We start from the raw sequence: 11,890 nt of genomic DNA on the forward strand, positions 1-11,890 counted from the left end.
CGGCCGGCCGCATCGCCGGCCCAACTCGACTGTGTGCGCAGCGCCCGTCCCCCGGTTCCGGACGTCGTGCCCGGCCCTGGTCGGGGGCCGTGACTACAGATTGGCGGCTTCCCCGGAACTTTGAACTTGCGTTTCACAGTGTGAGACGCGAGTATCGTTGCATGGACAACTCTAGCGGCGTCGGCGTTCTCGACAAGGCAGCTCTGGTACTGAGCGCTCTGGAGTCCGGTCCGGCCACCCTCGCCGGGCTGGTCACGGCGACCGGTCTCGCACGGCCCACGGCCCACCGGCTGGCCGTGGCACTGGAACACCACCGGATGGTGGCGAGGGACATGCAGGGCCGGTTCATCCTGGGCCCGCGGCTCTCCGAGCTGGCCGCGGCGGCCGGCGAGGACCGCCTGCTGGCCACGGCCGGACCGGTGCTCACCCACCTGCGCGATGTGACGGGCGAGAGCGCGCAGCTCTACCGGCGCCAGGGCGACATGCGCATCTGCGTGGCCGCGGCGGAGCGGCTGTCCGGACTGCGGGACACCGTCCCGGTCGGTTCCACGCTCCCCATGAAGGCCGGTTCGGCGGCCCAGATCCTGATGGCCTGGGAGGAGCCGGAGCGGCTGCACCGCGGCCTCCAGGGCGCGCGTTTCACGGCCACCGCCCTGTCCGGCGTACGGCGCCGGGGCTGGGCCCAGTCGATCGGCGAGCGGGAGCCGGGCGTGGCGTCGGTCTCCGCGCCCGTACGCGGCCCCTCCAACCGCGTGGTCGCCGCCGTCTCGGTCTCCGGACCGATCGAGCGGCTGACGCGCCACCCGGGCCGGATGCACGCCCAGGCGGTCATCGACGCCGCGGCCCGGCTCAGCGAGGCGCTGCGCCGTACCGGCTGACCAGCCGGAATACCTGCCAACCCGCCGGAACACCTGCCGACCTGCCAGAACACCGACCGGCCGGTGCGGACGCCGACGCCCGCACCGGCCGGTCGGCCGTATGACGCCTTACGCCACGGCCACGGACGTATTCCGCGCTCCGCGACGGCCGGACGTGACGCCGTACGCGGCGCCGAGCCCGGTCGGCGGCATCCAGCTGTAGAACGTGGTGTACGCACCCGCCGGCACGACGTATGTCTCGTGCCAGATCCCGACTCCCCCTTCACCGCGCCGCGCGCGGCGGTTGAACGCCGCCCACGCGGGGCGGTGCTCCTTGTCCGGGTCGGCGGCGTACGCGTACAACTTCTCCCGCGACTCCCAGTATTGGACGACGCCGAAGGAACGCGGGCCGCCGCCCAGCGCCCGGTACCCCAGCAGCCCCGAACTCCGGTCGCGCGCCAGTTCCTTGAGCATCGGCGGCATCGCGAGCAGGGCCGGCAGCCAACTCCGCACCGACCGGAGCCGGTTGATGCGCATCCCGATCATGAAGACGACCACCTCCCCGTCGGTGTCCACCACCGCGCGCCCCGGCACGACCCCGTTCTTCTTTTTGTCCCCCATGGCGATCCCCCTGCCTCTCCACTCTTTGGATAGCTCCACTATCCATGCTTGGATAGTGACACTCTCCAAGGAAGGGCGCAACCGGTATGCGACTGGCGGAACTGAGCGAACGCAGTGGGGTGCCCACCGCGACGATCAAGTACTACCTGCGGGAACGCCTGCTCCCGCCGGGCGAGCGGATCACCGCCACCACGGCCGAGTACGGGGACTCCCACCTGCGCCGGCTGCGCCTGGTGCGGGCGCTGGTCCAGGTCGGGAAGATGCCGGTGGCCACCACGCGGGAGGTGCTGGCCGCGGTGGAGGACGAGTCGCTGGACCACCACATGCGCCTCGGCGCGGCCGTATGGGCCCTGCCGCACGACCCCGGACCCGCGCAGGAGGCCCCGGAGACCGCCACCGCGCGCCGGACGGCGGACGAGCTGCTGCACCGCCTCGGCTGGCAGTACGGGCTGGAGATGGGGCCTGCCTCCCCCGCGTACGGGATGCTGGTGAACGCCCTGGCCGCGCTCGCCCGGCTCGGCTATCCGCACGCCGTGGAGAGCGTGCTGCCGTACGCCCGGATCGCGGGTGAACTGGCCGTCGCGGACCTGGATTTGGTGGAGGAGTACGAGACGCCGGCGGAGCAGGTGGAGGCCGCGGTGGCGCTGACCGTACTGCTCGAACCGGTACTGCTGAGCCTGCGGCGGCTGGCGGAGGCGGAGGAGTCGTACCGGCGGTTCCGCGGCGACGCGTGAGGCGGGCCCGGGCCCATGCGAAAAGGCCCCTCCCTACCGGGAAGGGCCTTTCCTTACGCGTACCCCCGACCGGATTCGAACCGGCGCTACCGCCTTGAGAGGGCGGCGTGCTAGGCCGCTACACAACGGGGGCTTGCTCTGCAGAACCGCGGTTGACCTGCGGTTTCGCGCTGGGCTACCAGGACTCGAACCTAGACTAAATGAACCAGAATCACTCGTGCTGCCAATTACACCATAGCCCATGGTGGTTTAGACCAGTACCCCCGACCGGATTCGAACCGGCGCTACCGCCTTGAGAGGGCGGCGTGCTAGGCCGCTACACAACGGGGGCCCTAGCGATCCTTGCATCGTCGCATCCGGGAGCGACCCGAAGGCGACGGAGAGAAAGGATCTGTACCCCCGACCGGATTCGAACCGGCGCTACCGCCTTGAGAGGGCGGCGTGCTAGGCCGCTACACAACGGGGGCCTGGTACTGCGATCAAGAGACCTTCAGAAGATCTCTTGCTGGGCTACCAGGACTCGAACCTAGACTAACTGAACCAGAATCAGTCGTGCTGCCAATTACACCATAGCCCACCAGAACGCAACTCCCTGTGGGAGTCTTGTTCGGCTTGCGCTTCCCGGTCCGGCCTTTCGGCCCGCCCGGGCGGCGCAGAAAGAACATTACCCGAAGGTGGACGACGCTCCAAAACCGATAAGGCCGCGCACCAGGGAGGGCAGCTCGGCGAGCCCCTCGATCCGCGTCACCCCGTCCGGCACGTCCCCACGCCCCCCGGCCCGGTCCACCCACACCGCGCCCAGCCCGGCGTCCCGCGCCCCGATGGCGTCCACGTCCAGCCTGTCCCCCACGTAGACAACCCGCTCCGGCGCCAGCCCCAGCGCATCACAGGCCGCCCGGAACGCCTCCGCCGCCGGCTTCGCGTGCCCCACCTCATCGGCACACAGCACCACCTCAAAGTGATCACGTATGCCGAGCGCCCGCAGCTTGCGGTCCTGATTGGCGACGGAGGAGTTCGACAGCACGCCCTGCCGGGCCAGCGGCGCCAGATCCGCGAGGGCCTGAGCGGAATCCGGGAACAGCGTCCAGGCCGCCTCGTAGAGCGCGACGTACCGCCCGAACCAGGCATCGGCCTCGTCATCGCTCAACGGCGTCCCCAGAAAAGACCGCGCTCGCTCCCGGCGATGCTCCAGAAACCCCACCTCCCCGGAGAGGAACCGCGCGAAGGCCACCTCCATGCACTCCCGCCACCGCCCGAGCGCGCACTCCTCGTCCGCGTACTGCCCGAGCAGCCCCTCGGTCTCGATGTGGCGCAGCGCCCCCGCCCGGTCGGACCCGGTGTAGTCGAAGAGGGTGTCGTCCACGTCCCAGAGGACGGCATCGATGGTCATGGAACCGACCGTACCGGCACGGGCCGCGCGAGGTCCCGAGTTTTTGCCCTGCGCACGTCAAGGTCATGGCATGCTGTCGCCCTGCCGGGGCGCCGAGAACCGCGCCCCGTCCGGAAACCAACGGGGAGTGATCGACCAGTGATCGACATGAAGCGTGCCGCCGTGGTGGGGATGGCCGTGGCCGGCCTGGGCCTCGGAAGCCTGGTGACCGCCGCACCGGCATCCGCGAACGGCACGGCGCCGTCCTGCGTCAAGCGCAACGTCTTCACGGTGGTGGGCCGCTACTGGGAAGCCCGCGTCGAGAACACGTGCGGCCGCACCATGCGCGTCCGTGTGGTCGGCTCGTTCGGCCCGTTCGACTGCCACACACTGAAGAACGGCGCGAGTTATCGGCACCACAGCGACTGGGGCAAGTACAAGCGCGTCGAGGTGTGCTGAGGCGCGCTCGCGCGCCGAAGGGGGCGTGGGGTTCGGCGGGCGGGGGTCGGCCCGCCGAACCCTTGCGCGTGCTCAGCGGTTACGTACGGGTGGGCGTGCCCCGTGCCCCTTGATCGCGGCCAGGCTGTTGCGGATGAAGAGGAGGATTGCCTCCGGGGTGTCGCTCTCGCGGAGGCGGAGGGTGCCGTCAGGGGCGGCAGTTCGCACCCGCGTTGCTGTACGAGGAGATTTGCCAGGTCAGGCAGTCCATGGTGCGCCCCGCCTCCCTTTCAGCGCCGCCACGAGCCCGGCCAACTCCTCACGGGTGGCCGAGAGGATTACCCGCGGGTCATCGCTTTCCCGCAGGCGCACCGTCCCGTCAGGCACGGCGGCTACGTGTACGCAGTTCACGCCCTCGTTGCTGTACGAGGACTTCCGCCAGGTCAGTCGGAGCGGCTGCCTCATCCCTTCACCGCCCGATCCGCACTCCGCCCTTGATCGCCGCCATGAACCCGGCCAGCCCCTCGCGCGTGGCCGCAAGGATCACCTCCGGTGCGTCGCTCTCCTGGAGGCGCACGGTGCCGTCGGGCGCGGCGGCGATGCGTATGCAGTTGACGGCGTCAGTGCTGAACGATGACTTCTGCCATGCGAGCATTTTCCACCCTTTTCAGATGCTTTTGGCGATGCGGCGAATGAAGTCACGACTCTTGCCTGGCGGCAGTGCCGCCTCTTCCATCCGGTCCAAGACCGCGCGATAGCGATCGAGTTGCGCCTCCGCGTAGAGGTACTCGCAGCCGTGGTCTGCGTCCAGAGCGACCGTGCTGAGCTGCGGGAGCGGGCCGGCGGCGTACGTGATCGGCTGCCCGACGGCGGGAAAGTCGTTCGCGCCGAAGGGGATGACCCGGACGGACACATTGGGCCGCTCACTCATCTCGCCCAGGTAGAGAAGTTGCTGTCGAGTGATGTCGGCACCGGCGTACTCCAGCCGCAGTGCCGCCTCGTGGATCACAGCGGTGTACGGCGTCGGCGGATCGACGTACAACACAGCTTGGCGCTTCATGCGGAATGTCGCCCGATGCTCCACTTCATGTGGGCGGAGCGCGGGGACGCGGCGCCGGAACATGGCTCGCGCGTGCTCAGAAGTCTGCAGGAGCCCCGGCATCGATGCCATCACAGCCACACGCATAGCGGAAGCGTGGTGCTCGAATTCCGCCACTTCGACGACGGACGCGGGCAGCAGTTCCCGGTACTCGTCCCACCAACCCCGCTCGCGGCGCCCCGTCATGGACACCAAAGCCTCAACCAGGCGATCGTCGTCGCAGGAGTAGCCACGCGCCATCGCGCGCACGCGATCGGCGCTGACTCCGTGCCGCCCAGCCTCGACCATGCTCATGCGTGCTTGCTGGATACCGATCATTGCGGCGGCGTCCGTCGAACTCAAACCCGCTCGTTCACGCAGTCGGCGTAGCTCGGCGCCCAGCCGACGCTGACGCAGCGTAGGCGGTCCAGTTACGGCCACAGGTCGCTCTCCTCGATCCCTCACACGAGTGAAATACGGATACCTTCCGCCGATTCCGCATAGTTCTATGCGCTTTCAGATATAGCTATACCAGACACCAACTCCGCACATCGTCAGGAGAGTTCACATGACCACCGTATCCCCAACCCCGCCCCTCCCCGACCCTCCCGAAGGCTTCGCCCAAGAGATCCAGGATCTCGTCAACGCCAGCGCGCCCCGCCTGTTCGCCGTCGTCGAGGAGTACGCCGTCGGCGGGCTGCGGGACGCGCGGGTTGCCGCGTGGGGGCTCGTTTACGAGGACGGGCGGGCGGATGTCGCCGCCGTGGGCTGTGGCTTCCGGATGTCGGTGACGGCGCCGGACCGCGCGGCCCGGTTCGCCTCCTTGCGGCCGGGGGTTGTGGGGAGCGTCGTATGGCCCGGGGCATGAACAGAGAAATCGAAGTGGACCGGAACGCCTGCGAGCGGACTCCGGACGCCATTCGCGCGGCATTGCAGCGGCGCCCGGACTGGCTGCGGTACTTCGAGCAGGACTGGCTCAACGCGGCGCCGGATGCCGACCGTACGGAGCTGGACCGGGTCGTCGACAAGTGGTTCCCCTTCGCGTGCGCGTGCGCGACGCCGGGCTACTTGGATCAGGCCGAGCAGATGGCCAAGCGCCTGGCGGAAGGGGACACGGAGGGCATGGTCTTCCGGGACGCCGAGGGCAACGCGTACGACGCCGACAACAACCCCATCGATGTCGGTCCGGTGACTGTATGACCCGGCCCCGCCACATACGAAGGGGCGGCCACCGACACCCGGTGGCCGCCCTTTCGGCGTACGGAGTAAGAGCTACGGCGTAACAGCAGCCGCGTTACGCCCCCAGCTTCCCCAGCGCCGCATCGATCCGCGCCAGCGTCCGCTCCTTGCCCAGGATCTCCAGGGACTCGAAGAGCGGGAGGCCGACCGTCCGGCCGGTCACGGCCACGCGGACCGGGGCCTGGGCCTTGCCGAGCTTGAGGCCGTGGGACTCGCCGGCGGCCAGGACGGCCTCCTTGAGGGCGTCGGCGCTGGACCAGTCGGCGCCCGAGAGCTTCTCGCGGGCGGTGGTGAGGAGGGCCACCGGGTCGCCCTTCATCGCCTTCGTCCAGGACGCCTCGTCCTCGACCGGCTCCTTGCGGAAGAGGAAGTCGACGTTGGCGGTGATGTCGGAGAGGACCGTCAGGCGGGTCTGGGCGTGGGGGGCGATGGCCTGCCAGGCCGCCTCGTCGAAGTCGGCCGGGTCCCAGTTGGCGTGGGGGGCCTGGAGCCAGGGGCGGCAGGCCTCGGCGAAGGCCTTCGGGTCGAGGCGCCGGATGTGGTCGGCGTTGATCGCCTCGGCCTTCTTCAGGTCGAAGCGGGCCGGGTTGGCGTTGACGTCGGCGATGTCGAAGGCCGCGACCATCTCGTCGATGCTGAAGACGTCCTGGTCTGCCGAGAAGGACCAGCCGAGGAGGGAGAGGTAGTTGAGGAGGCCTTCCGGGAGGAAGCCGCGCTCCCGGTAGAGGTTGAGGGACGCCTGCGGGTCGCGCTTCGAGAGCTTCTTGTTGCCCTCGCCCATGACGTAGGGGAGGTGGCCGAAGAGCGGGATCGACTTGGCGATGCCCAGGTCGATCAGGGCCTTGTACAGGGCCACCTGGCGGGGGGTGGAGGAGAGCAGGTCCTCGCCGCGCAGGACGTGGGTGATCTCCATCAGGGCGTCGTCGACCGGGTTGACCAGGGTGTACAACGGCGCGCCGTTGGCGCGGAGGATGCCGTAGTCCGGGACATTCTCCGGGGTGAAGGTCAGCTCGCCTCGGACCAGGTCCGTGAAGGTGATCGGCTCGTCCGGCATGCGGAAGCGGACGATCGGCTCGCGGCCCTCGGTCTCGTACGCGGTGATCTCGTCGGCGGTCAGCGCGCGGCACTTGCCGTCGTACCCGGAGGGCTTGCCGGCGGCGCGGGCAGCCTCGCGGCGGGCGTCCAGCTCCTCGGTGGAGCAGTAGCACTTGTAGGCGTGGCCGGCGTCGAGCAGCTTCTGCGCGACGTCCTTGTAGAGGTCCATGCGCTGGGACTGCCGGTACGGCGCGTGGGGGCCGCCGATCTCGGGGCCCTCGTCCCAGTCCAGGCCCAGCCAGCGCATCGAGTCGAGCAGCTGGTTGTAGGACTCCTCGGAGTCGCGGGCCGCGTCGGTGTCCTCGATGCGGAAGACCATGGTGCCCTGGGTGTGCCGGGCGAAGGCCCAGTTGAACAGGGCGGTGCGGACCAGGCCCACGTGGGGGTTGCCGGTCGGGGAGGGACAGAAACGGACGCGGACGGGGGACGCGTTAGCCACGCTTGATCACCTTGTTGGTGAGAGTGCCGATGCCTTCGATGTGGACGGCGACCTCGTCGCCGTCCTGGAGGGGGCCGACCCCGGCCGGGGTGCCCGTGAGGACGACGTCGCCGGGGAGCAGCGTCATCGCCTCGGTGATGTGGACGATCAGGTCCTCGACGGAGCGCACCATGTCGCTCGTGCGGCCCAGCTGGCGTTGCTCGCCGTTGACGGTGCACATGATCGTCAGGTCGCTCGGGTCCAGCTCCGTCTCGACCCAGGGGCCGAGCGGGCAGGAGGTGTCGAAGCCCTTGGCCCGCGCCCACTGGGACTCGCGCTGCTGTACGTCGCGCGCGGTGATGTCGTTGGCGCAGGTGTAGCCGAGGATCACGTCCTTGACGCGCTCGCGCGGAACCTCGCGGCACATGCGGCCGATGACGACGGCGAGCTCCGCCTCGTGGTGGACCTCCTGGGAGAAGGAGGGGTACAGCACCGGGTCGCCGGGGCCGATCACCGAGGTGGACGGCTTGAAGAAGGTGACCGGCACGTCCGGGACCTCGTTGCCCAGCTCGCGCGCGTGTTCGGCGTAGTTGCGGCCGACCGCGACGACCTTGTTGGGCAGGACCGGGGGCAGCAGGCGGACCTTGTCCAAGGGGACCTTGTGACCCGAGCGCTCGAATTCCGCGAAAGGATGTCCCTTGATGACGTCGATCTCGTCGCCGTCGAGGACGCCGAAGCCGACGTTGCCGTCGATGGAAAATCTGGCGATGCGCACGGGTTGCCGCTGCCCCTCATTGATCACTGGCCGGAGTTGACACTCCAGGCTATCGCGGGGGCGCGGCCGGCCCGCCTCCCCTTTGTTATACGGCCGCGTCCACGGCCGCGTCCGGCGCGGCGGCCTGCGCGGGAACCGTGTGCGGCGCGGGGGCGACCTTCAGGATGGTGCGGCGCGGGTTGGCGGTCTGCGTGGGCAGCTCGACGGCGTGCTCCGGGGCCTCGGCGGCGGTCCGCAGCTCGTCGGCATCCTTGAGGTGCGCGAGGGTGGTGCGCCGCGGGTTGGCTATGTTGCGGAACATCATCGTGGTCTTCACTGCTCGGGCCTCGCGTAGGGACGTCGGGAAACAGGGCCGCTCCGGAAAGTCCGGGGATTGCGGCCTTGTCATTTCGGGCAACTGTGTAAAGCGTCAGGCTATGCGCGCTATTCCCCGCGGCGCTTCGGGAAAGTCGACACGGCGCCTGTGAGTTTGCTCACGAAGTGTGTGACAAATGCCGCATTTCCCATGATCAACATCCACGGGCGAAACGGACATTGCTGGATTGAAGCCCATGTTCCGCTCCCGATCACCGCACCTGGGACACGCCTGGGACAGGGGGCGCGGGTGAGCGACTCGCGGACATAAGTCCGTTATCAGCCGCGCCACGCTCTACGCGTGGTGACGTGTCCCGTACATTGCGTCACGCATGTCACGGGGGACCGCACCGCCCTTGTTGGAGATCCGGCACTGTGCTGGAATTCCACGGACCGCCGCCGCCGGACGGCGCGCAGGGGGCGCAGCGAAGCGCCGCGCGGTGGTGCCGCTCTCTCGGCCAGAGAGGGCAGCTCGCCGGTCACTCACGACCGCCAAACGGGGGCTCCGGTCCCCTACGACTCGACAACCGTCCCGCCGTTGACGCGGAGGGACGCCTGGTCCAGAGGTTGCGACGCTAGTGCAGGGACGTTTCAAGAGGGATGGGTCTCCCCAGGCCCGCCAGGGCCAAGGGGAAGCTGCGGCGGACCCGGAGCTGCGCGGCGGGAGCGACCGCGCCTCCTCGCCCCAGCATGGCCCGGGCGGCAGCCCGGCCGCCGCGGGTGACTCCGCCGACGGCGCCGCGCCCAAGCCGGCCAAGGACGCCAAGGAGCCGAGCGGCCCCGGCGCGCGCATCGCCATGCGCAACTGGCGCATCAGCACCCGCCTGGTCTCCCTGCTGGCGCTCCCCGTCATCGCCGCGACCACGCTGGGCGGCATGCGCATCAACACGTCGCTGGAGAACATCGACCAGCTCGACAAGATGCAGCTGCTCACCGAGATGACGCGGCAGGCCACCGAGCTGGCCGACGCGCTCCAGGTCGAGCGGGACAAGTCGGCCGGTCCGATCGCGGGCAGCGGCAACATCAAGGACGACGCCAACGTCGTCGCGCCCCGCGAGGCCACCGACCGCGCGAAGCTGGCGTTCAACAAGGCCACCGGCAGCATCCAGCGCGACGACCCGGCGATGGCCGGCGTCCAGGCGACCCTGCTGGACATCGGGCGTCAGCTCAACACGCTCAACGAGATCCGCAACAACGCGTACAAGGACGCCGACAACTCGGCCCGTACCGTCAGCAGCTACAACCAGCTGATCACCTCGCTGCTCGCGCTGTCCCAGGACATGGCGCAGGCGACCAGCAACCCGGAGATGATCCGCTCGACCCGTGCGCTGGCGGCGTTCTCCTCCGCCAAGGAGTACGCGTCGATGCAGCGCGCGATCGTCAGCGCCGGCCTCGCGCACAAGGGCGGCCCGCAGCTGTCCTCCAACGACCGGCTCTCCGGCCGTACCGCCGAGGACAACGAGAAGGCGGCCCGCGACCGCTTCTCCCAGATCTCCGAGGGCGCCAGCGACCTGACCAAGGGCCTGGACGGCAACAACGACGACATCAAGGCGGCCGTCGCCTTCGCGCACCGGGCGTTTGCCAGCGACAACGGCATCCGCAGCGAGGACTACAAGTACCTCGACTGGTACGACACCGACACCGTCAAGATCGACGAGATGTCGAAGATCGAGAGCTCGCTGCTCTCGCAGATGGAGCAGATGTCCCGCGAGCTGCGCAACGAGGCGACGCGGGAAGCGATCATCAACGGTGCGATGATCCTGCTGGTCCTCGGCATCTCGCTGATCGGCGCGTTCGTCGTGTCCCGGTCCATGGTGCGCTCGCTGCGCCGCCTCCAGGACACCGCGCAGAAGGTCTCCCAGGAGCGCCTGCCCGAGCTGGTCAAGCAGCTGTCCGAGTCGGACCCGCAGGACGTGGACACCTCCGTCGAGTCGGTCGGCGTGCACAGCCGCGACGAGATCGGCAAGGTGGCCGCGGCCTTCGACGACGTGCACCGCGAAGCCGTCCGCCTGGCGTCCGAGCAGGCGCTGCTGCGGGGCAACGTCAACGCGATGTTCACCAACCTCTCGCGCCGCAGCCAGGGCCTGATCCAGCGCCAGCTGTCGCTCATCTCCGAACTGGAGTCCCGCGAGGCCGACCCGGACCAGCTGTCCTCGCTGTTCAAGCTGGACCACCTGGCGACCCGTATGCGCCGTAACGGTGAGAACCTCCTCGTCCTCGCGGGCGAGGAGCCGGGCCGCCGCTGGACGCGCCCCGTCCCGCTGGTCGACGTGCTGCGCGCCGCCGCCTCCGAGGTGGAGCAGTACGAGCGCATCGAACTGAGCGCCGTCCCGCAGACCGAGGTCGCCGGCCGGGTCGTCAACGACCTCGTCCACCTCCTCGCCGAGCTGCTGGAGAACGCCACCTCCTTCTCCTCGCCGCAGACCAAGGTCAAGGTGACCGGTCACGCGCTGCCCGACGGCCGCGTCCTGGTCGAGATCCACGACACCGGCATCGGCCTGTCGCCCGAGGACCTGTCCGCGATCAACGAGCGGCTGGCCAGCCCGCCGACGGTGGACGTTTCGGTCTCCCGCCGCATGGGTCTGTTCGTGGTCGGCCGCCTGTCGCTGCGGCACGGCATCCGTATCCAGCTGCGGCCGTCCGACTCGGGCGGTACGACGGCGCTGGTCATGCTGCCGGTCGACGTCGCCCAGGGCGGCAAGAAGCCGCAGCCGGGCAAGGGCGGTCCGGGCGCCGGGCACGGCGAGGGCCTGCCCAGCACCCCGAACGCCTCCGCCAACCGCCTCGCCGGTCTCCAGCCGCGCGGCCAGGTCGGCGCGGGCGGCGCGCGTCCGGCGCTGCCGGGCCGCGGCGGTCCGGGCGTCCCCGGCGGCCAGGGCGGTCCGGGTGCGGGCGCGTTCGGCGCCCCGGGC

General features: G+C 69.6%; 14 protein-coding genes and 5 tRNA genes. 6 read left to right on the forward strand and 13 right to left on the reverse strand.

Annotation, left to right across the window (positions count from 1 at the left end; genetic code table 11):
* Nucleotides 1-161 precede the first annotated feature (161 nt).
* Nucleotides 162-878: an IclR family transcriptional regulator NdgR gene (gene ndgR, locus IH45_RS0133820; RefSeq protein WP_003984709.1), complete on the forward strand. Its 717-nt coding sequence runs from the start codon at nt 162-164 to the stop codon at nt 876-878.
* 108 nt (nt 879-986) lie between these two features.
* Here ndgR and IH45_RS0133825 read toward each other — a convergent pair whose 3' ends face one another.
* Nucleotides 987-1,478, reverse strand: a complete 492-nt coding sequence (locus IH45_RS0133825; RefSeq protein WP_030677517.1) for a DUF4188 domain-containing protein — start codon at nt 1,476-1,478, stop codon at nt 987-989.
* An 86-nt stretch (nt 1,479-1,564) separates the two neighbouring features.
* On the opposite strand from IH45_RS0133825, the gene IH45_RS0133830 reads away from it, so the two are divergent.
* The gene (locus IH45_RS0133830) at nt 1,565-2,212 is read left to right on the forward strand and encodes a MerR family transcriptional regulator (RefSeq protein WP_030677520.1); all 648 of its coding nucleotides are present in this window, start codon (nt 1,565-1,567) and stop codon (nt 2,210-2,212) included.
* Between the two features lie 60 nt (nt 2,213-2,272).
* Here the strand turns inward: IH45_RS0133830 and IH45_RS0133835 are convergent.
* The 6 genes from IH45_RS0133835 to IH45_RS0133860 all read right to left on the reverse strand — a co-directional run bounded on the left by IH45_RS0133835 (nt 2,273) and on the right by IH45_RS0133860 (nt 3,602).
* A tRNA-Glu gene (locus tag IH45_RS0133835) sits at nt 2,273-2,345 on the reverse strand.
* A 37-nt stretch (nt 2,346-2,382) separates the two neighbouring features.
* Nucleotides 2,383-2,454: transfer RNA gene (locus IH45_RS0133840), tRNA-Gln, on the reverse strand.
* Between the two features lie 16 nt (nt 2,455-2,470).
* Nucleotides 2,471-2,543 (reverse strand) — tRNA-Glu (locus IH45_RS0133845).
* Nucleotides 2,544-2,606: 63 nt separating this feature from the next.
* Nucleotides 2,607-2,679, reverse strand: a tRNA-Glu gene (locus IH45_RS0133850).
* A gap of 38 nt (nt 2,680-2,717) precedes the next feature.
* Nucleotides 2,718-2,789 (reverse strand) — tRNA-Gln (locus tag IH45_RS0133855).
* 87 nt (nt 2,790-2,876) lie between these two features.
* A complete protein-coding gene (locus tag IH45_RS0133860) occupies nt 2,877-3,602 on the reverse strand; it encodes an HAD family hydrolase (protein ID WP_030677523.1) in 726 nt (241 codons plus the stop codon).
* A 138-nt stretch (nt 3,603-3,740) separates the two neighbouring features.
* Between IH45_RS0133860 and IH45_RS0133865 the strand changes: the two genes are divergently transcribed.
* Nucleotides 3,741-4,040: a hypothetical protein gene (locus IH45_RS0133865; RefSeq protein WP_030677525.1), complete on the forward strand. Its 300-nt coding sequence runs from the start codon at nt 3,741-3,743 to the stop codon at nt 4,038-4,040.
* Between the two features lie 237 nt (nt 4,041-4,277).
* Here IH45_RS0133865 and IH45_RS1000000147185 read toward each other — a convergent pair whose 3' ends face one another.
* From IH45_RS1000000147185 to IH45_RS0133875, 3 genes are read right to left on the reverse strand one after another with little or no spacing between them, the layout of a single operon-like run.
* Entirely contained in the window at nt 4,278-4,484 is a 207-nt protein-coding gene (locus IH45_RS1000000147185) for a DUF397 domain-containing protein (RefSeq protein WP_078897904.1), read from the reverse strand.
* 4 nt (nt 4,485-4,488) lie between these two features.
* Nucleotides 4,489-4,674, reverse strand: coding sequence for a DUF397 domain-containing protein (locus IH45_RS0133870; protein ID WP_030677527.1), 186 nt, complete (start codon nt 4,672-4,674; stop codon nt 4,489-4,491).
* A gap of 12 nt (nt 4,675-4,686) precedes the next feature.
* Nucleotides 4,687-5,538 (reverse strand): helix-turn-helix domain-containing protein, encoded by an 852-nt coding sequence (locus IH45_RS0133875; protein WP_030677529.1) that lies wholly within the window; start codon nt 5,536-5,538, stop codon nt 4,687-4,689.
* A 127-nt stretch (nt 5,539-5,665) separates the two neighbouring features.
* Between IH45_RS0133875 and IH45_RS0133880 the strand changes: the two genes are divergently transcribed.
* Nucleotides 5,666-5,965, forward strand: coding sequence for a hypothetical protein (locus IH45_RS0133880; RefSeq protein WP_030677530.1), 300 nt, complete (start codon nt 5,666-5,668; stop codon nt 5,963-5,965).
* Complete coding sequence (locus tag IH45_RS0133885; protein WP_030677532.1) at nt 5,962-6,297, forward strand: DUF6247 family protein; 336 nt, start codon at nt 5,962-5,964, stop codon at nt 6,295-6,297. Before IH45_RS0133880 ends, IH45_RS0133885 begins: the two co-directional genes overlap by 4 nt.
* A 94-nt stretch (nt 6,298-6,391) precedes the next feature.
* On the opposite strand, the gene gltX is transcribed toward IH45_RS0133885, so the two are convergent.
* The 3 genes from gltX to IH45_RS0133900 all read right to left on the reverse strand — a co-directional run bounded on the left by gltX (nt 6,392) and on the right by IH45_RS0133900 (nt 8,940).
* On the reverse strand, nt 6,392-7,870 hold the full coding sequence (gene gltX, locus IH45_RS0133890; protein WP_030677534.1) for a glutamate--tRNA ligase: 1,479 nt from the start codon (nt 7,868-7,870) through the stop codon (nt 6,392-6,394).
* Entirely contained in the window at nt 7,863-8,624 is a 762-nt protein-coding gene (locus tag IH45_RS0133895) for a fumarylacetoacetate hydrolase family protein (RefSeq protein ID WP_030677535.1), read from the reverse strand. Before IH45_RS0133895 ends, gltX begins: the two co-directional genes overlap by 8 nt.
* Before the next feature lie 85 nt (nt 8,625-8,709).
* Nucleotides 8,710-8,940, reverse strand: coding sequence for a hypothetical protein (locus tag IH45_RS0133900; protein WP_030677537.1), 231 nt, complete (start codon nt 8,938-8,940; stop codon nt 8,710-8,712).
* A 616-nt stretch (nt 8,941-9,556) separates the two neighbouring features.
* Between IH45_RS0133900 and IH45_RS0133905 the strand changes: the two genes are divergently transcribed.
* A partial coding sequence (locus tag IH45_RS0133905) for a sensor histidine kinase (protein WP_030677538.1) occupies nt 9,557-11,890 on the forward strand: 2,334 nt, incomplete at its 3' end.

The organism is Streptomyces rimosus subsp. rimosus (assembly GCF_000720725.1).
In the GTDB taxonomy this organism is placed as follows: Bacteria; Actinomycetota; Actinomycetes; order Streptomycetales; family Streptomycetaceae; genus Streptomyces; species Streptomyces rimosus_A.